This is a genomic window from Rhodococcus sp. Z13, from assembly GCF_025837095.1.
Classification (GTDB): domain Bacteria; phylum Actinomycetota; class Actinomycetes; order Mycobacteriales; family Mycobacteriaceae; genus Rhodococcus; species Rhodococcus sacchari.
The window spans coordinates 2,366,327-2,387,095 of sequence record NZ_CP107551.1; the positions used below are offsets into that span (position 1 = coordinate 2,366,327).

Genomic DNA, 20,769 nt, shown 5'->3' on the forward strand with positions numbered 1-20,769 from the left:
GGCGAGTGGAGACGACGATGACCGGGCCGAACGAACCGCAGGACTCCCACGGACACACCCCGTCCGAGTCGCCGGATCCCTGGGCTCGCCCCACCGGCTCGGCTCCGGGTTCGCCGTGGGCGCCGCCCGGCTCCGCCGCGCCCGCGCAGCCGACCACCGATCCGCAGGCCCCCACCACCGCGTGGCCCGGACAGCAGAATCCCGGCCAACAGAATCCCGGGCAGCAGAACCTGTGGGGGCAGCCGGCCGCGCCGCAGCCCGCCTGGGGGGGACAGCCCACCGCACCCGCCTGGGGCCAGCAGCCCCAGCCTGCCGCCGCCCCCGGGTGGGGTGCCCCGCCGCAGGGCGGGCAGCAGCAGTGGCCCGGCGCCCCGGCGCCCGGCTGGGCCGGCCAGCAGCCCGGCGGGCCGCAGCAGCCGTGGGGTGCCCCGCAGGGTGCCTGGCAGCCGCCCGGCACCCCCACCTCGGGGGGGAAGTCGAAGCTGCCGTGGATCCTCGCCGCCGCCGCGGTGGTGCTCGTGCTCGTCGTCGGCGGCATCACCGCCGCCACCCGGCTCGGCGGCAAGGTCCTCGACCGGTCCGCCACCCAGGCCGGGGTCGCGAAGGTGCTCACCGACTCCTACGGCGCCACCCAGGTCGGCGACGTGCAGTGCCCGAGCGGGCAGCGCGTCGAGGTCGGGCACAGCTTCTCGTGCCAGGTGACCGTCGACGGCCAGTTCCGGGAGGTCACCGTGACCGTCACCGACGACAACGGCACCTACGAGGTCAGCCGCCCCCGCTAGCGTTCCGCTCGGTCAGCTGCCGGCCTCGGCGAGCGCCGCGCGCAGCGCGGTCACCGGCCGGTCGAGTCCCCACTGCTGCGCCAGCGTGTCGAGCCGGTCGGGGTCGGCGGGGGTCGCCGGGAGGGTGTCGGGGAGCGACAGTTCCACCGGGGCGTCGGTGGCGACCCGCACCACCGGCAGCGCCGCGTCCAGATAGTCCGCGGCCGCAGTGAGTTTGACGCGCATGCCCTTGGCCAGCGCCGACGACTCGTCGAGGGCGGCGGCGCGGATCGCGTCGAGGGAGCCGTACTGCCGCAGCAGCGAGGCGGCGGTCTTCTCCCCGATGCCCTTGACGCCGGGCAGCCCGTCGGAGGGATCGCCGCGCAGCACCGCGAGTTCGGCGTAGGCGGCGCCGGCCCGTTCGGCGGGCACCCCGTACCGCTCGGCGACCAGCGCCGGGTCGAACAGTTCGGCCTTGGCCAGGCCGCGGCCGGCGTAGAGCACCCGCACCGGCACCGGGTCGTCGGTGACGACCTGCAGCAGGTCGCGGTCGCCGGAGACCACGATCACCGGGTCGGTGGTCTCGGTCGCGGCGAGGGTGCCGAGCACGTCGTCGGCCTCGAAGCCGGCGGCGCCGCCGGTGGCGATGCCGGCGGCGGCGAGCACCTCGAGGATCACCGGGACCTGCGGCAGCAGCGTCGGGGGGACGTCCTCGACGGTGCCGTCGGAGCCGGCGGCGACGCGGTGGGCCTTGTAGCCGGGGACGGCGGCGACGCGGAAGGCGGGGCGCCAGTCCAGGTCCAGGCACACCACCAGCCGGCTGGGGTGGTGGGTGCGGATCAGGGAGGCCACCATGTCGACGAAGCCGCGGACGGCGTTGACGGGGGTGCCGTCGGGGGCGGTGACCTTCTCCGGGATGGCGTGGAAGGCCCGGAACCACAGGCTCGCGCCGTCGAGCAGCATCAACGTCGGGTGCGGGGCGGGGGGCGTTGCGGGTGCGGTCACGGACCACATCCTGCCATCCGGTGACGCGCACTAGGCTCGGATGCATGACCACTGCCGCCCCCCGATTCCCCGCCGCCCGTTACGGGAAGCGTCTGTCCCGCGCCGCCGAGCTCGGTGCCGCCGCGGGGCTGGACGCGCTGCTCATCACCCCCGGCCCGGACCTGCGCTATCTGACCGGTTCCCGCGCCGCCTCCTTCGAACGGCTGACCTGCCTGGTGATCCCCACCGACGGGTCCACCCCGTCGGTGGTGGTGCCGCGGCTCGAGCTGGCGTCGCTGCGCGAATCCGCGATCGGTGAACTCGCCCTGCCGGTGCACGACTGGGTGGACGGGCAGGATCCCTACGCGGTGGTGCGGGAGCTGGTGCCGGCCGCGACGGCGGTCGCGGTCGCCGAAGCGATGCCCGCGCTGCATCTGGTGCCGCTCACCGACCGCTTCGGTACCGCTCCGAGCCTGGCGACCGCGGTGATCCGCGAGCTGCGGATGGTCAAGGACGAGGACGAGATCGCGGCGCTGCGCCGCGCCGGCGCCGCCATCGACCGGGTGCACGCCCGCATGGGTGAGTGGTTGCGTCCGGGCCGCACCGAAGCGGAGGTCGCCGCGGACATCACCGCCGCGATCGTCGAAGAGGGCCACACCGAGGCCGATTTCGTGATCGTCGGGTCCGGGCCGCACGGCGCCGACCCGCACCACGAGGTGTCCGATCGGGTCGTCGAGGCCGGGGACATCGTCGTCGTCGACATCGGTGGGCCGGTGGAGCCGGGCTACTACTCGGATTCGACCCGCACCTACAGCCTCGGCGACCCCGATCCGGAGATCGCGGCAAGGATCGCGATCCTCGAGCAGGCCCAGCGGGCCGCCGTCGAGGCGGTGCGGCCCGGGGTGCGCGCCGAGGCGGTCGATGCGGCGGCGCGGGACGTGCTCACCGCCGCCGGCTACGGGGAGGTGTTCGTGCACCGCACCGGGCACGGCATCGGCCTGTCGGTGCACGAGGAGCCGTACATCGTGGCGGGCAACGACGACGAACTGCGCCCCGGGATGGCATTCAGCATCGAGCCGGGCATCTACTTCCGCGGCGAGTGGGGGGCGCGCATCGAGGACATCGTCGTGGTCACCGAGGACGGCTGCGAGCCGATGAACCGGCAGCCGCACGGGCTGACCGTGCTGCCGGGCACCGACGCGTGAGCGGCCCCGGCGGCACCGTCGTCGTCTTCGGCGGGCGCAGCGAGATCGGCGTCGAGGTCGCCGCCCGGCTCGGGCCGGGTCGCACCGTGGTTCTCGCCGCGCGCCGCGCCGGTGACCTGGCCGACGAGTGCGCCGCGGTGCGGGCCGCGGGCGCGACGGCGGTGCACACCGTCGAGTTCGACGCCGACGCGGTCGACGGGCATGCCGCGGTGCTCGATCGGATCGCGGCGTTCGGGCCGATCGACGTGGCGGTGCTGGCGTTCGGCATCCTCGGGGATCAGGCCCGCGCGGAAACCGAGGTGGCGCACGCGGTGTCGATCGTGCACACCGACTACGTCGCGCAGGTCGCGTTGCTCACCGAGCTGGCGCAGCGGTTGCGGGTGCAGGGGCACGGGCGGCTGGTGGTGTTCTCCTCGGTCGCCGGGTGGCGGGTGCGCCGCGCGAACTATGTGTACGGGTCGGCGAAGGCCGGGCTCGACGGGTTCGCCTCCGGTCTGGCGGATGCCTTGCACGGCAGCGGCGTGTCGTTGCTGCTGGTGCGGCCCGGGTTCGTGATCGGCCGGATGACCGAGGGGATGAGGCCGGCGCCGTTCTCGAGCACACCTCCGCAGGTCGCGGAGGCGACGGTGCGGGCGTTGCAGCGCGGACGCGGGGAGGTGTGGGTGCCGGCGTTGCTGCGGCCGGTGTTCTTCGGTATGCGCCTGCTGCCGCGCGCGATCTGGCGGCGCCTGCCGCGCTGAGCCCGGTTCGGGGGAGTAGTTCTCGTCGGTCGTCCTCGGTGTGCCGCAACGAGAACTGCACACGAAACCGGTTCAGGGGCGGCGGGATTCGAGCAGACGCAGCCACACCTCGCTGATCGTGGGGTACGAGGGGACCGCGTGCCACAGCAGGTCGAGGGGAACCTGGCCGACGAGGGCGATGGTGGCGGCGTGGACGAGTTCGGCGACCTCCTGACCGACGAAGGTCGCGCCGATGAGGGTGTCGGTGGCACGGTCCACCACCAGCGCGGCGTGCCCGGCGTAGTCGTCGCGGGCCAGGGCGGCGCCGGCGACATCGATGTCGGCCTCGAGCACCGCGACGTCGAAGCCGTCGGTGCGGGCCTGCTCGGCGGTGCGGCCGACCGCAGCGATCTCGGGGACGGTGAAGATCACCTGAGGAACCTGCCCGTGGTCGGCGCTCGCCCGGAATCTCGGGCCGTCGGTGGAGCGGCCCTCGGCGCGGGCAGCGATGACGTCCCCGCACACCCGCGCCTGGTATTTGCCCATGTGGGTCAGGGCGGCGCGACCGGCGAGATCCCCGACCGCGTACAGCCATTGCCCGTCCACCCCGTCGACGGTCAGATCGTCGGCGACGCGGAGGTGGCCGTCGGGCAGGCCGACGGTGTCGAGGCCGAGTCCGTCGCTGGCGGGGCGGCGGCCGGTGGCGACGACGATCTCGTCGACCTCGAGGGTGCTGCCGTCGGACAGGTCGACGGTGGCGGGGCCGCCGTGGATGCGACCGACACCGGTGTCGTCCACCTCGGGGCGCTGCACGGCGCGGATCTCGGTGCCGTAGCGCACATCCAGACCCTTGTGGGTCATGCGGTCGGCGACCCGCTGGGCGGCGAAGGGTTCGACGCGGGGCAGCAGCCGATCGCCGCGCACCGAGACCGTCAGTTCCTCGACGCCGAGTTGCCGCAGCCAGGTGGCGGTTTCGCAGGCGACGACCCCGCCGCCGACGACGAGGACGCGGTGCGGGATCTCGGTGAGGTTGGTGGCGTCGCGGGAGGTCCACGGCCGCGCCGCGCGCAGGCCGGGCAGGTCGGGGACGACCGGGACGGTGCCGGTCGCGAGGACGACGGCGTGGCGGGCGTGCAGGATGCGGGTGCCGTCGGCGCCGGTGAGGGTGACGGTGCGGGGCCCGGCCAGCGCGCCCGTGCCGCGGAGCACGTCGATGCCGACGGAGCGGGCCCACTGCACCTGCGAGTCGTCGTCGCGGCGGTGGGTGAACTCGTCGCGGCGGGCGAACACGGCGGGCACGTCGACACCGTGGGCGCTGATCTTGTCGGCAACGCCGGGCATGTTGCGGGCGGTGGCGAGCACCTGAGTGGGCCGCAACAGCGCTTTGCTGGGCATGCAGGCCCAGTAGGAGCATTCGCCGCCGACGAGTTCGTGCTCGACGAGGGCGGCGGTTCGGTCGCTGCCGGCGATGGCGTACTGGGCGGCGTTCTCCCCGGCGGGACCGGCGCCGAGCACGATCACGTCGTAGTCGTCGGGGGCCGCGGTGGGACCGCTCATCCGTCCACGATAGGCGCGCCGCGGGCGTGCCCGGGCGGCTTCGAGGAGGGTCGTCCGGTTCGCGAGGTCCGCCCGTTCCCGCAGCTCAGCGCCGGGTGTCAGCGCAGGGCAGGGTGTCAGCGCAGGGCAGGGTGTCAGCGCAGGGCGGGGGAGTCCGCGTCGAAGACCAGCCCCATCGGGGCGAGCACCCGCACCACCTGCTCGGCGGTCCATTCGTCGAGATCGCACAGCAGCACCGACCGCCAGGGGGTGACGATCAGCGGCCGCTCCACGGCGGCGAGGAATTCGGCGAGCCGGGCGGGCAGCACCCCACCGGGCAGGCCCCCGGCGAGGGTGACGGCACCGTCGGGCTGGTCGAGCCATCCGATGGGCGCCGGCGGGGCCTCCGGCAGCGGGTCGGTGTCGGTGCCCGGGGCGGGGGGGTCGGTGAACAGCACGTCGGCGGCGTCGTCGGGATCGGCGCGCAGCCCGGTGTCGCGGCCGTCGCGCAGCACCGCGAAGCGGCCGTCGGGGCGGGCGAGCAACCCGAGGGTGGGGGCGAGGGCGGCGATGTCGCCGGTGCCGTCGTCGAGCCCGAACACGGTGCCGGGGGCGACGTCGGTGTCGGTGAGGCGCGCCGCGACGGTGCGGGCGAGTTCGCGGATGTCGCGGTGGCCGCCGATGCGGCCGCTGAGCGGGGAGGTCAGCAGCCTTCCGCGGGTGGGGGTGTCGATGCGCAGGCCCGCGGCGGTGAGCGCGTCGGTCAGGGCCGCGGCATCGCCGCGCAGCTGCAGCTGGGCGTGAACGGTCAGGTACAGTTCGCCGCCGCCGTGGGTGTGGGCGATCTCGGCGAGCAGCTGGACCTGCGCGGCGGTGAGGTGCCCGCCGGGCAGGTGCACGTCGACAGCGGTTTCGGCCATGCCCGTCAGGGTAGAACGCCGCGTGTCGGGGCCGGTGGGACGACCCCCGTGCAGCGACCGGCCACGGCTCGTAGGGTGGGCGGCATGTCCGATTCGCCGCCGCCGGGGTTCGCCGAGCTCGCCGCTGCCCAGTACGTGCTGTTGACCACCTTCCGCAAGGACGGCAGTGCCGTCGGCACCCCGGTGTGGGCGGTGGGCGACGGGCAGCAGCTGCTGGTGTGGACCGCCACCGACTCGTACAAGGTCAAGCGGTTGCGGCGCGATCCGCGGCTGACGCTGGCGATCTGCGATGCGCGGGGGCGACCGCGGTCGGAGGCGGTGCCGGGCACCGGGGTGGTGCTCGACGCGGAGGGATCCGAGCGCACCCGCACGCTGATCGCCCGCAAGTACGGGATCGTGGGGCGGGTGCTGATGCTGGGCAGTGTGTTGCGGCGCGGGCGCAGCGGCACCGTCGGGGTGGCGTGCACCCTCGATCGCGGCGGGGAAGGCGACGCCGCCTGACCCCGCGCGTCCGGATCGTCCGGTCTCGCCGGATCCCGTAGGGTCGCGGTGATCCCGCCGCCGGCGGGTTCCCCGAACCGTTTTCCAGGAGAGCGCATGTCCGTTCACAATTTCACCGTGCGTACCGCCGACGGCGGCACCGCGTCCCTCGCCGACTTCGCCGGCAAGCACCTGCTGATCGTCAACGTCGCCAGCAAGTGCGGCCTGACCCCGCAGTACGAGGCGCTCGAGGCGCTGTACCGCGAGACGAAGGACCGGGGTCTGGAGATCCTGGCGTTCCCGTGCAACCAGTTCGGTGGGCAGGAGCCGGGCACGGACGCGGAGATCCAGGAGTTCTGCCGCGTCAACTACGACGTGTCCTTCCCCGTCTTCGCCAAGCTCGACGTCAACGGCGACGACGCCGACCCGCTCTACCGGCACCTGCGTGCCGAGGCCCCCGGTGATTTCGGGCCGCAGCACGGCTTCCTGTTCGAGCACGTGAGCAAGACCCGCCCGGAGGCGATCGGCACCGACGAGGTGAAGTGGAACTTCACCAAGTTCCTCGTCGACCCGCAGGGCACGGTGGTGCGCCGCTTCGAGCCGACCGTCACCCCCGAGGAGATCGGCAAGGAACTCGCCGACCTGCTCTGACCGGCTGCGGCGCCGCCCCGGCCCCCGGTGGGGTCAGCGGGCGGCGCTGACCGAGGACATGTGGAAGTCGGGGATGCGGATCGGTGGCATCGCGGTGCGGGTGAACCAGTCCTTCCACTCCCGCGGCAGGGTGCGTTCGGTGGCGCCGATCTCGGTGGCGCGACGCAGCAGATCCACCGGGGATTCGTTGAACCGGAAGTTGTTCACCGCCGCCCGCACCTGCCCGTCCTCGATCAGATAGACCCCGTCGCGGGTCAGGCCGGTCAGCAGCAGCACCGCCGGATCCACGTCGCGCAGGTACCACACGGTGGTGAGCAGCAGGCCGCGTTCGGTGCGGGCGATCATCTCGTCGAGCCCGGTTTCGCTGCCGCCGGTGAGCAGCAGGTTCGCGCCCGGCGCGGTGGGGGTGGCCCCGAATTCGGCGGCGGTCGCCCGCGGATAGGCCAGGGCCCGCAGCACCCCGCGGTCGATCCAGTCGACGCGCCCGGCGGGCATGCCGTTGTCGAACACCGACACGGTGTCGCTCGACGAGGTCGCCGCGACGAACGGCGCGTAGCCCAGTCCGGGTGCGGCGGGATCGGAGGTCAGGGTCACCGGCAGGGACGCGACGGTCTCGCCGAGGCGGGTGCCGCCGGGTGTGGACCACACCGAGTGGCCTTCCTCGGCGCCGCGGCCCTCGAGCGACCACAGCAGCGGGAGCATCAGGTCGGCGACCACCGAAGGCGGCAGCAGCGTCTCGTACCGCCCGGCGGGCAGGTCGACGGTGACGCCCGCCCAGTCCAGGCGCCGTGACAGTTCCGCGAGCAGGGCCGGTAGGTCGACGTCGGTGAAGTCGACGGTGCCGGCGCCGGCCCAGGCGCTCGCCCCGGTCAGGCCGCCGCGTTTGCCGTTGATCTCGATCGACCCGTCGCGCTGCACCCAGCGGCGCCGCAGCCCGGTGGAGGTGCCGAGCCAGAGGGTGGACACCTCGTGGTGGGCGAAGCCGTAGAGGGCATCGGCGTCGTCGAATCCGGCGGCGAGCGCGTCGATCAGCGGCGTGAACACCTCGATGCCGGTGGTGGCGGCCGGGTCGCCCCAGTCGGGGCCGGGTCCGGTGCCGGTGCACAGGTCGGTCGCGTCGGGGGCGGCCGGGGCCTGTTCGGCGGCGGCGTGCGCGGCGGCGACCCCGGCGACGATGTCGTCGCGGCCGGTACCGGCGCCGGTGACCACCCCGCAGTGGGTGCCGGTGGGGCGGCGGCGCAGCGCGATCACCGTCCAGCTCGACGCGCGAGCGGAGCCGTTGGTGGTCATCGAACCGTCCGCCCACCGCAGCGCGGCCTCGGCGCGGTCGGTGACGAGCACGATCGTCTCGTCGGCGGGGGAGGCGGCCAGCGCCGCCTCGACGAGGTCGTGACCGCCGATCATCGCCCACCCTCCTGAACCGTGTTGAGCACGTTGACGCCGCGGACGAGCACCGAGGGGCAGCCGTGGGAGACCGCCGCGACCTGCCCGGGCTGGGCCTTGCCGCAGTTCATGGCGCCGCCGAGCCGCCAGGTCGACGGCCCGCCGACGGCCTCGAGGGCACCCCAGAACTCGGTGGTCGACGCCTGGTAGGCGACGTCGCGGACCTGCCCGGCGAGCCGGCCGCCGCGGATGCGGTAGAAACGCTGGCCGGTGAACTGGAAGTTGTGGCGTTGCATGTCGATCGACCAGCTGCGGTCCCCGACGATGTAGAGCCCGTCGTCGACCCCGGCGATCAGATCGGCGGTGCTGCGGTCGACCCGCGGGTCGGGTTGCAGGGACACGTTCGCCATCCGCTGGATCGGCACGTGATGCGCCGAATCGGCGTAGGCGCAGCCGTTGGACCGGCCCACCCCCAGTTTCGGGGCGAACGCCCGGTCGAGCTGGTAGCCGACGAGCATCCCGTCGCGCACGAGATCCCACGATTGGGCGGCGACCCCGTCGTCGTCGAACCCGACGGTGGCCAGGCCGTGCGGTTCGGTGCGGTCGGCGGTGACGTGCATGGCGTCGCTGCCGTAGCGCAGGGCGCCGAGCAGGTCGGGGGTGGCGAAAGAGGTGCCGGCGTAGGCGGCCTCGTAGCCGATGGCCCGGTCGTATTCGGTGGCGTGCCCGACCGATTCGTGGATCGTCAGCCACAGATTCGTCGGGTCGATCACCAGATCGGTGGGCCCGGCGGTCACCGACGGGGCCTGCGCCTTCTCGGCGAGCCAGTCCGGCAGCTGCGCCAGTTCACCGCTCCAGTCCCACCACCGGTCGGAGGCGACGTACTCCCAGCCGCGGCCGGTCGGGGGGGCCAGGGTGCGCATCGACTCGAAGGTGCCGGCGGTGCGGTCGACGCGGGTGGCGTCGAGTTCGGGCTGGATCCGCACCCGCTGCTGGGTGATCGTCGAGCCGGCGAGATCGGCGTAGAAGGACTGTTCCTTGACCTGCAGCAGGTGCGCGTTCACGTGGTCGACGCCGGCGCGCAGCAGCCGCTGCGAGTAGTCCGCGAGCACCGCGATTCGGTCCGCGGCGGGCACGGTGAACGGGTCGATCTCGTAGTCCGACACCCACACCGCGTCCCGGTACACCGGTTCGTCCGCCCACTGCACCGGGTCCCGGTTCAGCGCGCGCAGGGTGCGGGCCGCGGCGACCGCGCGGTGCGCGGCGTCGGCGGCGCCGTCGGGGCCGGGCACCGGATGGGAGGCGAACCCCCAGGTGCCGTCGAGCAGCACCCGCACCGCGATACCGCAGTCGGTGGCGTCCACCGCGGCCTGCACCGCGCCGTCCCGCAGCGTCGTCGTCCCGGTGCGCACCCGCTGCACCCGCACGTCGGCGTGCGTGGCCCCGGCGGTGCGCGCCACCGTCAGCGCCGCATCCGCCGCCGCACGCAGCGGCAGGGCCAGAAAGTCGTCGTCCACAGCCGTCACACCGATCACCGTAGGCAATCACCGTCGCGAAACGTGGGAGCGGCTCACCCGAACTGTTCGATGCCGAGGCGGATCACCATCGCCACCACCACGATCAACAGCACGATCCGCACGAAGCCGGCGCCGCGGGCCAGGGCCGTGCGGGAGCCGAGCACCGACCCGGCGACGTTGCACACCGCCAGCGTCAGGCCGAGGGCCCACCACACGTGCCCGGCGACCGCGAACAGCACCAGCGCCCCGAGATTCGAGCCGAAGTTGAGGACCTTCGCCATCGCCGCGGACTGCACGAACTCGGCGCCGAGCAGCGACGCGAAGATCAGGATGAGGAAGGTGCCGGTGCCGGGGCCGAGGATCCCGTCGTAGAAGCCGATCACCGCGGCGGCGGTGAGGGTGACCGTCGCCAGGCGCAGCAGGCTCGGCCGGCGGGTGGTGGTGACCCCGAGGGTCGGGCGGGCGGCGACGAAGACCGCGACGGCGACGAGCACCACCATCACCAGGGGGACGAACACGGACCGGTCGATCAGCGACACCGCGGCGGCCCCGGCGGCGGAGGCCAGGGCGGCGACGAGGGCGGCGGGGCCGAGCACCGGCCAGCGCAGCGGGATGCGGCGCGCGAAGGTGAGCACCGCGGCGCCGGTGCCGCAGATCGCGGTGAGCTTGTTGGTGGCCAGCGCCGCCTGCGGGGTCAGTTGCGGGGCGACGAGGAACAGGGCGGGCAGCAGGATCAGCCCGCCGCCGCCGACCACCGCGTCGACCCATCCGGCCGCGGTCGCCGCGACCATCAGCAGCGCCCAGTCACCTGCACCCATGCGGGCCATTCGATCACGCGGCCGTGTCTCGGGGAGGGCGCGGGAGAAAATGGGCGGCCTCGTTCGTTGACGGGGTGAGTGCCGGCTACGGAAGGATCCCCGACGTGTACCCGATGATGTTCCTGCTCTACGTGGTGGCGGAGATCGCCGTGCTGGCCTGGCTCGGCTCCACCCTCGGTGCGCTGACCACGGTGCTGATCTTCCTCGGCGTGTCGATCGCCGGGTATCTCGTGCTCGCAGCCCGCGGACGCCGCGCGCTGCGGAGCCTGTCGCGGCTGCGGTCCGGGCCGGCGCTGTCGGCGAGCCCCGAGCAGACGTTGACGGACGGGTTGCTCACCGGGCTCGGGGCGGCGCTGGTGCTGGTGCCCGGCCTGATCACCACGCTGCTCGGGGTCGTGCTGTTGTTGCCGACCCGGGCGGCGGCGCGGCCGCTGGTGCGGGCGGCGGTGGCGCGACGCGCCACGAAGCGGGGGTTCTCGGCAGGAGGGTTCTCGACACAGCGGCTGGTGATCGTGGACGGGCAGGTCGTCGACCACAGCGTCGTCGGGGCGGCCCCGCACCTGACCGCCGGTCCGGTCCCGACGTCGGGTGAGGCGCCGGTGCTGGAGGGGGAGATCGTCGACACCCCGCGGCCACGCGACGGGCGGTGACGGGGCAGACTGGGCAGCTGTGAGTCGAGCACCGCGCACCCAGCTTCTCGTCGGCGGCCGCATCTACAGTGCCAGCGCCCCCGATGCCACCGCGATGGCCGTCACGGACGGTGTGGTGGTGTGGGTCGGGCAGGACCGGCCCGGCCGCGCCCTGCACCCGGACGCCGAGATCGTCGACCTGGACGGGGCGTTCGTCGCCCCCGGATTCGTCGACACCCACGTCCATCTCACCGCGCACGGGCTGGCGTTGACCGGCCTGGATCTGACCGGCGCGGTCGACCGTGACGACGCGCTGCGCCGGCTGCGCGCGCACGCCGATGCCTGCGACGACGCGGTGCTGTGGGGGCAGGGCTGGGACGAGACCCGCTGGCCCGATCCGACCCCGCCGACCACCGCCGAGCTCGATGCCGCCGCCCCGGGCCGGATGGTCTATCTCGGGCGGGTCGACGCGCATTCGGCGGCCGCGTCCACCGCGCTGCGTGCCGCCGCCGGCGAGGATGTCGGCACGCTGGCGGGGTTCGATCCGGAACATCCGCTGACCGGCGCCGCGCACCACGCGGTGCGCGCCGCCGCGCGCAGCCGGCTGACCGCTGCGCAGCGCGCCCGCGCCCGCCTGGCCGCCCTGGACGATCTGGCCGCGCAGGGCATCGTCGCGGTGCACGAGTGCGGCGGCCCGGAGATCTCCGGGCTCGACGACTTCACCGAGTTGCTCGGCACCGATCATCCGGTGGAGGTGCGCGGCTACTGGGGACAGGCGGTGGGCAGCGCCGCCGAGGCCACCGAGCTGCTGGCCGCCACCGGCGCGCACGCCCTCGGTGGGGATCTGTTCGTGGACGGCTCGTTCGGCTCGCACACCGCGTGGCTGAGCCGCCCCTATGCGGATCGGCCGGACTGCTGCGGCACCGCCCATCTCGCCGAGGATCAGCTCGTCGCGCACATCCGGGCGTGCACCGAGGCGCGGATCCAGGCCGGTTTCCACGTCATCGGGGATGCCGCGACCGCCGCGGCGGTCGCGGCGTTCGAGGCGGTCGCGGGGGAGGTCGGAGGACCGGCGCTGGCGGCGTGCGGGCACCGGCTCGAGCACGTCGAGTCGCTGACGGTGGCGCAGGCGCAGGTGCTGTCGCGGTACGGGGTGATCGCGAGCATGCAGCCGGGCTTCGACGCGCTGTGGGGCGGACCGGGTGGGATGTACGCGCAGCGGCTCGGCGCCGATCGGGCCGCGGCGCTCAACGCGTTCGCGCCGCTGGCGGCGACCGGGTTGTCGTTGGCGTTCGGCTCGGATGCGCCGGTGACGGCGCCGCGGCCGTGGCAGATGCTGCGGGCGGCGGTGCACCACCACACGCCGGGCAGCGGCATCTCGCCGCGGGCGGCGTTCGCCGCGGCGACCCGCGGGGCGTGGCGGGCCGGGGGCCGGCGGGACGGCACGGCCGGCACCCTCGAGCCGGGTGCCCCGGCGTCCTATGCGGTCTGGGAGGTCGGGGAGCTGGTGGTGCGGGCCCCGAAGGATTCGGTGCAGCGCTGGTCCACCGATCCGCGGTCGCGGGTGGCGCCGTTGCCCGATCTCGAGCCCGGTACCGACGATCCGGTGCTGGTGCGCAGCGTGCACCGCGACCGGGTCGTGTACGGCCGGTGACCGCACGGCCCCGGACGGCGGTGGCGGTGCGGGCGGCGGCCTCCGTCGCCGCGGGCTTGCTGCTGTTCGCGAGTTTCCCGCCGCGGCCGCTGTGGTTCCTGGCGCCGCTGGGGATCGCGTTGCTGGTCGCGGCCGTGACCACGGGGGCGCTGCGGCGCCGCGCCGGGTTCGGCTACGGATATCTGGCCGGGCTGGGGTTCTTCCTGCCGTTGCTGCCCTGGGTGGGGGTGTACGTGGGGCCGCTGCCGTGGCTGGCGCTGGCCGCCGCCGAAGCGGTGTTCGTCGGCCTGTTCGGGATGCTGGCGGTGCAGCTGCGGTCGCTGCGGGCGGCGCCGGTGTGGATCGCGGCGGTGTGGAGTCTGACCGAGTGGCTGCGCGCGAGTGTGCCCTTCGGGGGGTTCCCGTGGGGCCGGTTGGCGTTCGGGCAACCCGACGGGTTGTTCGTGTCCCTCGCCGCGGTCGGTGGGGCGCCGCTGGTGTCCTTCGCGGTCGCGCTGACCGGTGCGGGGCTGGCGGCCCTGGTCCCGGTGGTGCGCACCCGGCGGGGCTGGCCGGTGCCGGTCGCGGCGGTGCTGCTCGGCCCGGTCTGCGCGGCGGCGGTGTGGCCGCTGGTGCGCGCGGACGGGGACGTCGTGGACACGGTGACGGTCGCGGCGATCCAGGGCAGCGTGCCGCGTCTGGGGCTGGACTTCAACGCCCAGCGCAAGGCGGTACTCGACAACCACGTCGCCCGCACCCGTGAGCTCGCCGCCGACGTCGCCGCCGGGCGGGTCCCGGCGCCCGATGTGGTGATCTGGCCGGAGAACGCCTCCGACATCGATCCGCTGCGCAACGCCGACGCCGCCCGCGAGATCACCGCCGCCTCGGCCGCGATCGGCGCACCGATCCTGGTGGGGGCGGTGCTCGCCAACGGCGACGGCACCACCACCAACTCGGTGATCGTGTGGGACGCCGAGGCGGGGCCGGGGGAGCGGCACGACAAGCGGATCATCCAGCCGTTCGGCGAGTACCTGCCGTGGCGGTCGTTCTTCCGGTTGTTCTCCGAGTACGCCGACCGGGCCGGCTATTTCGTGCCCGGGGACGGGGACGGCACCGTCGAGGCGGCCGGTATCCCGATCGGGGTGGCGACCTGCTACGAGGTGGCCTTCGACCGGGCGTTGCGCGACGCGGTCGCCGCGGGGGCGCAGCTGCTGGCGGTGCCGACGAACAACGCCACCTTCGGCGACACCGAGATGACCTACCAGCAGCTGGCGATGTCGCGGTTGCGGGCCGTCGAGCACGGCCGGGCGGTGGTGGTCGCGGCGACGAGCGGGGTCAGCGCCGTCGTCGAACCGGACGGGCGGGTGGCGCAGGACACGCCGTTGTTCGTGCCCGATGCCCTGGTGGCGGAGGTGCCCTTGCGGGCAGACGTTACGCTGGCTAGTCGGTTCGGAGTCGCGCCGGAGCTTCTGCTCTGTGCGGTCGCCGTGGCCGCCGTGGGTGTCGCCGTCGTGCGGGGCCGGCGGGAGAAGGCCGGTTCGGGGCCCGTACCGAGCACCGGCGCAGCAGGAGCACCGGCCGGTGGCCGGTTCGACAAGGAGGACCTCTGATGGCAGCGGCGACGCCGGCCGGGAACGACAGCGCACCCAGCGCCCGCACCCTGGTGATCATTCCGACGTACAACGAGCGGGAGAATCTGGGCCGGATCATCTCGCGGTTGCACGCCGCCCTGCCGCAGACCCATGTGCTCGTCGTCGACGACGGCAGCCCCGACGGGACCGGGGCCCTCGCCGACGAGCTCGCCGCCGCCGACGAGCGCATCGCGGTGATGCACCGCACCGAGAAGAACGGGCTCGGTGCCGCCTACATCGCCGGTTTCCGGTGGGGTCTCGAGCACGGCTACACGGTGCTGGTGGAGATGGATGCCGACGGCAGTCACGCCCCCGAGCAGCTGCATCTGCTGCTGGAGAAGATCGACGCCGGCACCGATCTGGTGCTCGGTTCCCGCTACGTGCCCGGCGGCACGGTGGTGAACTGGCCGTGGCACCGCGAGGTGCTCTCCCGCGGCGGCAACATCTACTCGCGGCTCGCGCTCGGGGTGTCGATCCGCGACATCACCGGCGGGTACCGCGCCTACCGGCGGGAGGTGCTCGAGAAGCTCGACCTCGACGCGATCGCCTCGCACGGCTACTGCTTCCAGGTCGACCTGGCGTGGCGCACCCTGCAGGCCGGGTTCTCCGTCGCCGAGGTGCCGATCACGTTCACCGAACGCGAGGTCGGCGAATCGAAGATGAGCGGCAACATCGTGCAGGAGGCGCTGCTGCGCGTCACCGTGTGGGGGCTGCAGAGCCGCCTCGGGAAGCTGCGGGCCCTGCTGGGACGCTGACCCCCGCCCCGACGCCCCCGACACCCCCGCCCCCGCCATCCCCGTCCCGGGTCAGTTCGGGGACGGCCAGGGCCAGCGGGCGGCGAGTTCGTCGCCGAGCCCGACCGCCGCGCACAACCGCAGGACGGCGCTGCAGTCCTGCACGACCGGACTGTCGGCGAGGGCCTCGGCGGTGTCGGCGAGCATCTGCTCCCCACCGGGGACCTGTTCGTGCGCGACGATCGCCGCCCAGGTGTCCAGATCGGGGCCGGTGAACGCGGCGACCGCCCCGGCCAGCGCGTCGAGCAGCCGCACCCGGTCCCGGTCGTCGAGGGCGGTGAGCAGCACCGGCAGCAGCTCCCCGGTCAGCGAGGCGTGGCACAGCTCGTCGCGGCGGTGCACCGCCACCGTCGCCCGGTTGACCGGCTGCAGGTCCGGATCGCCGGTGAGCAGGCCGAGATAGGCACTGATCGAGGTCTCGGCGACGGTGGTGAACGCCAGCTGCACCAGCGCCACGGCCCGGGAGTCGGGGCCTCGGCCACCGCGCGACGCTGGTCGCGGACGGTGCGGCAGGCCGGCAGCACCGCATCCGGCAGCGGCCAGCCGCGGCGGCGGCGGGTGAGCAGGTTCGCCTGATGGTGCATCAGGGTGTGGTACTGCTCGTCGACCATCGCCTGCATCACCGCGACCACCGTGGTGTCGGACAGGCCGAGACCGAACCGGTCGCCGGTCAGCAACGCGAAACCCGGGTTGACGACGTGCTGTTCGATGTCGACGACGTTCTTGTTGTAGGCGATCCAGCCCCAGGCCCGCAGCCGCGCCCGCCGGGTGTCGTCGAGGGCGCGATACCGCGGATGGGTGTGGAAGGGCAGCATCACCTCGGGGAAATCCGTGTGCTGCTCGTCGAACAGGTCGTCGAGATCCGGTGCGGGCTTCTTCACCGCCGCGCGCCGCGGCCACGACCGCATCAGGCTCGCGACGACCGCGCTCTCGACCGGATCGGACGGATCGTGCTGCGGCAGGTGCGCGGCGTGCAACCGCGGGCCGGGGATGTCGGGATCGGTCACGTCCTGCTCCTGTCCTCGCCGGGCCCGCCGGCCGCCCGCGGATCGCGGGGCAACGCCGCGAACAGCTGCGCACACAGTTGCGCGGCGGCCGGTCCGTCGCCGAGACCGGTGCGGGCCCGATCGAGCAACGCCGAGAAGGCGGGCAGGGAGTCGGTGGCGGCGTCGAGCTCGGTGACCGCCTCGGCGAGGGCCCGGCGGGCGGCGACGGCGTACGGATTGGTGAGCTGGATGTCATGGTAGACCTCCGGGGCGCCCTCGGTGATGCGTCCGAGCAGCGCCCGCAGCACCGTGTGCGGTGGGGCGGCGAGCTGCGCCGCGAACGGCGGCACGTCCAGCGTCTCCAGCGCCACCCCGAACGCGAGGATCGCGGCGTGGGTGAGCACCTGCACCGCCGCGGTGATGCGGTCGTGGTCGTCGGCGCCGATCTCCACCACCGTCGCCCCCCACTCGCGCAGCAGGGTCACGAACTGCTCGACGGCGGGTCCGTCGTGGTGCCGCACCGCCGCCACCGGCCGGCCCGGCAGACCCAGATCGGGGGCGAACATCGGGTTCAGGCCCAGCGCCGGGTGACCCGGCCGGTGGGTGCGCAGCGCCGCCGCGATCGGGGTCTTGACCGACAGGGTCTCCACCAGCAGGGTGTGCGGGGGCAGCAGCCGCGCCAGCACCGGCAGCGCCGCCCCGGCGATCACCTCCGGCACCGCCAGCACCACGAGGTCGGCGCCGGCGAGCGCGTCGGCCAAGGCCGCATCCGGGGACGTCAGGTCCGCGCGCAGCGTGCCGGGGGCGGTGGGATCGGCGGCCGGGTCGACGACGAGCACCTCGCGGTCGGAGCGGCGCAACGCGTCGACGAACAGTCGACCGACGGCGCCGCATCCGCCGGCGACGAGCACCGGCGCGGTCACGACGCCCGTCCCGCCTCGGTGCCCGCCGCCGGGTCGGTGCGGTCGTCGTCGGGGACGGCGGCCAGGCAGCGGCGCATCGCCACTGCCTTGACCAGGATCTCGTCGAGTTCGTCCTGCGGATCGGACAGGGCGACGATGGCCCCGCCGATCCCGAAGGTCACCTCGCGGTCGGTGGCGACGAGGGTGCGGATCACCACCGACAGGTCCGCGGCGCCGGTGGGCGAGAGATACCCGATCGCCCCCGAGTACACCCCGCGCGGGCCGTCCTCGAACTTGTCGATGATCTCCATGGTGCGCACCTTCGGGGCGCCGGTCATCGACCCACCCGGGAACGCCGCGCGCACACAGTCCACCGCGGAGACCCCGCGGCGCAACCGGCCCCGCACCGTGGAGACCAGCTGGTGCACCGCCGCATAGGTCTCCACCGCGAACAACGCCGGCACGTGCACCGACCCCGGTTCGCACACCCGCGACAGGTCGTTGCGCACCAGGTCGACGATCATCAGGTTCTCGGAGCGGTCCTTCTCGCTCGCCCGCAACCCGGCGTGCAGGGCTGCGTCCTCCTGCGGGGTGCGCCCGCGCGGGCGGGTGCCCTTGATCGGTTTCGACTCGACGGTGCCGTCCGCCTCGATGCGCAGGAACCGTTCCGGGGAGGCGCTGAGCACCGACAGGCCCGGGAAGGTCAGCAGCGCACTGTAGGGGGTGGGGCTGATCCGGCGCAGCACCCGATAGGTGCGCAGCGGATCGATGCGGCCGTCGACGGTGGCGGTGTTGGTCAGGCACACCTCGTAGGTCTCACCGCTGCGGATCTCGTTCTGGCACTCGGCGATCAGATCGAGATACCGCTCCGGGTCGTGCCGCAGCCGGATCGGCGGGGCCCCGTCGGCGCCGACCAGCGGCGGTGGGGTCGCCGCGGCCGGTTCCGGGGCGGGCAGCGTCGCCAGCGCCGCGGCGGTCGCGTCGAACCAGGCCAGGGTGTCGGGATCGTCGGGCCGGTCGGTCAGCGCCAGCAGATAGCACCGGCGCGCGTCGTGATCGAGCACCACCGCCCGGTCCGCGAACACCAGCGCCGCGTCCGGATGCGGGGAGGTGTGCACCAGCTGACCCCCGGCGTCGGCCTTGAGTTCGTAACCGAGATACCCGACGTAGCCGAGCGCGAACCCGAACGGCAGGGTCGGGTCGGCGGCCACCCGCCGTTCCGCCAGCCGCGCGTCGAGATGGTCGAAGACGGTGCGCCGGTATTCGACGATCCGACCGTCGGCACGCTGCTCACGCACCGTGCCCTCGGCGACCCGATAGGTGAGATATTCGGCGCGAGGCCCGGATCCGCTGCCCAGCACCGTGAAACGGGAGGAAGGGTCGAGGGCGGCGCTGCCGTCGAGCCAGAAGCCGTGCGGGCCGTCGGCGAACAGCGTCTCGTAGATCGCGTGCGGATCCGGGTGCAGCTCGAGCACCCGGTGCACGAGCGTGTAGCGCGGCGGCGCCGGGGCGGGCACCGGGCCCGGGGCGGCGGCCGGGCGCGGGCCGTCCCCGCGCGCGACGGTGGCGTCGCGGAAGTTGGCCAGCAGCTGCGTGCCGTGCTCGGTGCAGATGCTTTCGGGATGGAACTGCACCCCCCACAGCGGGCGGTGCCGGTGCCCGACGGCCATGAGCAGCCCGTCCTCGGTCCACGCGAGCGCCTCGAGGTCGTCGGGGACGGTCTCGGCGATCAGCGAGTGGTAGCGCACCGCCGCGAAGGGCGAGGGCAGCCCGGCGAAGAGCCCGGTGCCGGTGTGGTGGACGGCGCTGGTGCGTCCGTGCACCGGTTCGGGGGCGCGCACCACGGCGCTGCCGAACAGGTGGCACAGGCCCTGGTGCCCGAGGCACACCCCGAGCACCGGCACCCCGGCGTCGGTGATCGCGCGGGCGCTGATGCCGAAGTCCCGGGGCCGGTCGGGGCGGCCGGGACCGGGGGAGACGACGATGTTGTCGAACGGTTCGGCCTGCACCTCCTCCCAGGGGCGGTCGTTGGTGACCACCCGGGGCGGGATGCCGTTGACCCGGGTCAGCAGGTCGTAGAGGTTGTAGGTGAACGAGTCGTAGTTGTCGATCAGCAGGGTGCGGATCGGGCGGGGCGCGGACACGACGACCTCAGTTCGCCTCGGCCCCGGGGTCGCCGGAGACGATCTCGTCCTCGACGCGGCAGGCCTCGTCGATGAGCAGGGTGTAGAGGGCGCGCACGAACTCGCCGGACAGGCCGTGGGTGCGGGCGTAGTCCTGGGCGCGCCGGTGCACGACCTCCATGCGGCCGGGTTGGAAGACCGCCACGCCGTGGCGGCGTTTCAGGTCGGCGACGCGTTCGCACACCTCGAGCCGGGCCCGCACCGTGTCGAGCAGGTCCCGGTCGATGGCGTCGAGTTCGGCGCGCAGGATGTCGAGTTCGGCGTCCGGGCTGGAGACCACCGGTGCCTGGGCCGCGGCGTGGTGACGATCGGTCACGGACACTCACCCCCTGTGCAGCAGACCCGCTCGGGCCGTGGTGTGTGGTGCTTCGGGCGGCGCCGATCGCGGGGGACCGGCGTTCGATCATGATTGCACGCGGTCTGTACGGGAGGCCGACGATTCGTTGTTTCGTGGCGGGGCCGCAACCGGATTCGGGTCGGGGCGGGCCCCGGAACGCATCGTGCCGCCCCGGACGGTGTCCGGGGCGGCACGGGAAAGCGGTGGGGCGGCTCAGCCGCGGCGCTTGGCCTTGAGCAGTTCGAGGCGTTCCTTGAGCAGTTCCTCGAGTTCCTCGATGGAGCGGCGTTCGAGGAGCATGTCCCAGTGGGTGCGCGGCGGCTTGACCTTCTTGGGTTCGGGGGCGGCCCCTTCCACCAGGACGCCTTCGAGGCCGTTCTTGCAGATCCAGGTGCCGGGGATCTCGGCGTCGTCCGCGAACGGGACCTCGTACTCCTCGCCGTTGTCGCAGCGGTAGCGCGCGATTCGCCGCGGCGCCAGATCGTGGTCGCGGTCGGTTTCGTAGCTCACCGCCCCGAGCCGGCTGCCTCGCAGTACACGATCTGCCATGGTGGTGTCCTTCCTTGTGTGCTCCGCCCGTCGGCGACGCCGGTGGCATCGCCGTCGGGCTCGACGTCCATAGTGTCAACGTCGCAGGAGCCGATTCCGTTCCCGCGGCCCACGGTGGAGCCGGAGGCAACAGTCTACCGGCCCGCCCGAT

Annotated in this window: 19 protein-coding genes and 1 pseudogene; 9 read left to right on the forward strand and 11 right to left on the reverse strand. The window is 73.8% G+C overall.

From position 1 onward, the window contains the following. Window positions 1–17: 17 nt before the first annotated feature. Window positions 18–782 carry a DUF4333 domain-containing protein gene (locus OED52_RS10860; RefSeq protein WP_264150922.1) on the forward strand — a complete coding sequence of 255 codons (765 nt, stop codon included), beginning with the start codon at window positions 18–20 and terminating at the stop codon, window positions 780–782. 12 nt (window positions 783–794) lie between these two features. On the opposite strand, the gene OED52_RS10865 is transcribed toward OED52_RS10860, so the two are convergent. Beyond that, on the reverse strand, window positions 795–1,775 hold the full coding sequence (locus OED52_RS10865) for a 5'-3' exonuclease (RefSeq protein WP_264150923.1): 981 nt from the start codon (window positions 1,773–1,775) through the stop codon (window positions 795–797). A 35-nt stretch (window positions 1,776–1,810) separates the two neighbouring features. Between OED52_RS10865 and OED52_RS10870 the strand changes: the two genes are divergently transcribed. After that, window positions 1,811–2,950, forward strand: coding sequence for a M24 family metallopeptidase (locus tag OED52_RS10870; RefSeq protein WP_264150924.1), 1,140 nt, complete (start codon window positions 1,811–1,813; stop codon window positions 2,948–2,950). Then, window positions 2,947–3,690 carry an SDR family NAD(P)-dependent oxidoreductase gene (locus OED52_RS10875; RefSeq protein WP_264150925.1) on the forward strand — a complete coding sequence of 248 codons (744 nt, stop codon included), beginning with the start codon at window positions 2,947–2,949 and terminating at the stop codon, window positions 3,688–3,690. The genes OED52_RS10870 and OED52_RS10875 overlap by 4 nt, the downstream gene beginning before the upstream one ends. A gap of 72 nt (window positions 3,691–3,762) precedes the next feature. Here the strand turns inward: OED52_RS10875 and OED52_RS10880 are convergent, their stop codons facing one another. Both OED52_RS10880 and OED52_RS10885 read right to left on the reverse strand, forming a co-directional pair. Beyond that, window positions 3,763–5,226 (reverse strand): dihydrolipoyl dehydrogenase family protein, encoded by a 1,464-nt coding sequence (locus OED52_RS10880; RefSeq protein ID WP_264150926.1) that lies wholly within the window; start codon window positions 5,224–5,226, stop codon window positions 3,763–3,765. Window positions 5,227–5,360: 134 nt separating this feature from the next. Then, a complete protein-coding gene (locus tag OED52_RS10885; RefSeq protein ID WP_264150927.1) occupies window positions 5,361–6,125 on the reverse strand; it encodes a precorrin-3B synthase in 765 nt (254 codons plus the stop codon). Between the two features lie 84 nt (window positions 6,126–6,209). On the opposite strand from OED52_RS10885, the gene OED52_RS10890 reads away from it, so the two are divergent. Further along, on the forward strand, window positions 6,210–6,626 hold the full coding sequence (locus OED52_RS10890; protein ID WP_264150928.1) for a PPOX class F420-dependent oxidoreductase: 417 nt from the start codon (window positions 6,210–6,212) through the stop codon (window positions 6,624–6,626). A 96-nt stretch (window positions 6,627–6,722) separates the two neighbouring features. Further along, window positions 6,723–7,256 (forward strand): glutathione peroxidase, encoded by a 534-nt coding sequence (locus OED52_RS10895; protein WP_264150929.1) that lies wholly within the window; start codon window positions 6,723–6,725, stop codon window positions 7,254–7,256. 33 nt (window positions 7,257–7,289) lie between these two features. On the opposite strand, the gene OED52_RS10900 is transcribed toward OED52_RS10895, so the two are convergent. Genes OED52_RS10900 through OED52_RS10910 form a run of 3 tightly spaced genes read right to left on the reverse strand, consistent with a single transcriptional unit; the run spans window position 7,290 to window position 10,974 of the window. After that, complete coding sequence (locus OED52_RS10900; protein WP_264150930.1) at window positions 7,290–8,660, reverse strand: metallopeptidase TldD-related protein; 1,371 nt, start codon at window positions 8,658–8,660, stop codon at window positions 7,290–7,292. Then, window positions 8,657–10,165 (reverse strand): TldD/PmbA family protein, encoded by a 1,509-nt coding sequence (locus tag OED52_RS10905; protein ID WP_264150931.1) that lies wholly within the window; start codon window positions 10,163–10,165, stop codon window positions 8,657–8,659. Before OED52_RS10905 ends, OED52_RS10900 begins: the two co-directional genes overlap by 4 nt. A 44-nt stretch (window positions 10,166–10,209) precedes the next feature. Further along, window positions 10,210–10,974: a TSUP family transporter gene (locus OED52_RS10910; RefSeq protein ID WP_264150932.1), complete on the reverse strand. Its 765-nt coding sequence runs from the start codon at window positions 10,972–10,974 to the stop codon at window positions 10,210–10,212. 113 nt (window positions 10,975–11,087) lie between these two features. On the opposite strand from OED52_RS10910, the gene OED52_RS10915 reads away from it, so the two are divergent. From OED52_RS10915 to OED52_RS10930, 4 genes are read left to right on the forward strand one after another with little or no spacing between them, the layout of a single operon-like run. Continuing rightward, the gene (locus OED52_RS10915; RefSeq protein ID WP_264154654.1) at window positions 11,088–11,624 is read left to right on the forward strand and encodes an FxsA family protein; all 537 of its coding nucleotides are present in this window, start codon (window positions 11,088–11,090) and stop codon (window positions 11,622–11,624) included. A gap of 19 nt (window positions 11,625–11,643) precedes the next feature. Beyond that, window positions 11,644–13,257, forward strand: coding sequence for an amidohydrolase (locus tag OED52_RS10920; RefSeq protein ID WP_264150933.1), 1,614 nt, complete (start codon window positions 11,644–11,646; stop codon window positions 13,255–13,257). Continuing rightward, the gene (lnt, locus tag OED52_RS10925) at window positions 13,254–14,846 is read left to right on the forward strand and encodes an apolipoprotein N-acyltransferase (RefSeq protein ID WP_264150934.1); all 1,593 of its coding nucleotides are present in this window, start codon (window positions 13,254–13,256) and stop codon (window positions 14,844–14,846) included. Before OED52_RS10920 ends, lnt begins: the two co-directional genes overlap by 4 nt. Next, complete coding sequence (locus tag OED52_RS10930; protein ID WP_264150935.1) at window positions 14,846–15,622, forward strand: polyprenol monophosphomannose synthase; 777 nt, start codon at window positions 14,846–14,848, stop codon at window positions 15,620–15,622. The genes lnt and OED52_RS10930 overlap by 1 nt, the downstream gene beginning before the upstream one ends. Before the next feature lie 51 nt (window positions 15,623–15,673). On the opposite strand, the pseudogene OED52_RS10935 reads toward OED52_RS10930, so the two are convergent. The 5 genes and pseudogenes from OED52_RS10935 to OED52_RS10955 form a co-directional block, all read right to left on the reverse strand. After that, window positions 15,674–16,668, reverse strand: a pseudogene (locus OED52_RS10935) (AurF N-oxygenase family protein). Beyond that, on the reverse strand, window positions 16,665–17,570 hold the full coding sequence (locus OED52_RS10940; protein WP_264150936.1) for a prephenate dehydrogenase dimerization domain-containing protein: 906 nt from the start codon (window positions 17,568–17,570) through the stop codon (window positions 16,665–16,667). Before OED52_RS10940 ends, OED52_RS10935 begins: the two are co-directional and overlap by 4 nt. Next, window positions 17,567–19,693: an aminodeoxychorismate synthase component I gene (gene pabB, locus OED52_RS10945; RefSeq protein WP_264150937.1), complete on the reverse strand. Its 2,127-nt coding sequence runs from the start codon at window positions 19,691–19,693 to the stop codon at window positions 17,567–17,569. Before pabB ends, OED52_RS10940 begins: the two co-directional genes overlap by 4 nt. A 7-nt stretch (window positions 19,694–19,700) precedes the next feature. Next, window positions 19,701–20,048 (reverse strand): chorismate mutase, encoded by a 348-nt coding sequence (locus OED52_RS10950; RefSeq protein WP_413247646.1) that lies wholly within the window; start codon window positions 20,046–20,048, stop codon window positions 19,701–19,703. Between the two features lie 234 nt (window positions 20,049–20,282). Next, window positions 20,283–20,618 carry an RNA polymerase-binding protein RbpA gene (locus OED52_RS10955; protein WP_264150939.1) on the reverse strand — a complete coding sequence of 112 codons (336 nt, stop codon included), beginning with the start codon at window positions 20,616–20,618 and terminating at the stop codon, window positions 20,283–20,285. Between the last annotated feature and the right edge of the window lie 151 nt (window positions 20,619–20,769).

Bases quoted from the DNA above. Each gene is read 5' to 3' on its own strand.
- OED52_RS10860 (WP_264150922.1), top strand. From the start codon at position 18: ATGACCGGGCCGAACGAACCGCAGGACTCCCACGGACACACCCCGTCC.
- OED52_RS10865 (WP_264150923.1), bottom strand. From the start codon at position 1,775: ATGTGGTCCGTGACCGCACCCGCAACGCCCCCCGCCCCGCACCCGACG.
- OED52_RS10870 (WP_264150924.1), top strand. From the start codon at position 1,811: ATGACCACTGCCGCCCCCCGATTCCCCGCCGCCCGTTACGGGAAGCGT.
- OED52_RS10880 (WP_264150926.1), bottom strand. From the start codon at position 5,226: ATGAGCGGTCCCACCGCGGCCCCCGACGACTACGACGTGATCGTGCTC.
- OED52_RS10885 (WP_264150927.1), bottom strand. From the start codon at position 6,125: ATGGCCGAAACCGCTGTCGACGTGCACCTGCCCGGCGGGCACCTCACC.
- OED52_RS10890 (WP_264150928.1), top strand. From the start codon at position 6,210: ATGTCCGATTCGCCGCCGCCGGGGTTCGCCGAGCTCGCCGCTGCCCAG.
- OED52_RS10895 (WP_264150929.1), top strand. From the start codon at position 6,723: ATGTCCGTTCACAATTTCACCGTGCGTACCGCCGACGGCGGCACCGCG.
- OED52_RS10900 (WP_264150930.1), bottom strand. From the start codon at position 8,660: ATGATCGGCGGTCACGACCTCGTCGAGGCGGCGCTGGCCGCCTCCCCC.
- OED52_RS10910 (WP_264150932.1), bottom strand. From the start codon at position 10,974: ATGGGTGCAGGTGACTGGGCGCTGCTGATGGTCGCGGCGACCGCGGCC.
- OED52_RS10915 (WP_264154654.1), top strand. From the start codon at position 11,088: ATGATGTTCCTGCTCTACGTGGTGGCGGAGATCGCCGTGCTGGCCTGG.
- OED52_RS10930 (WP_264150935.1), top strand. From the start codon at position 14,846: ATGGCAGCGGCGACGCCGGCCGGGAACGACAGCGCACCCAGCGCCCGC.
- OED52_RS10955 (WP_264150939.1), bottom strand. From the start codon at position 20,618: ATGGCAGATCGTGTACTGCGAGGCAGCCGGCTCGGGGCGGTGAGCTAC.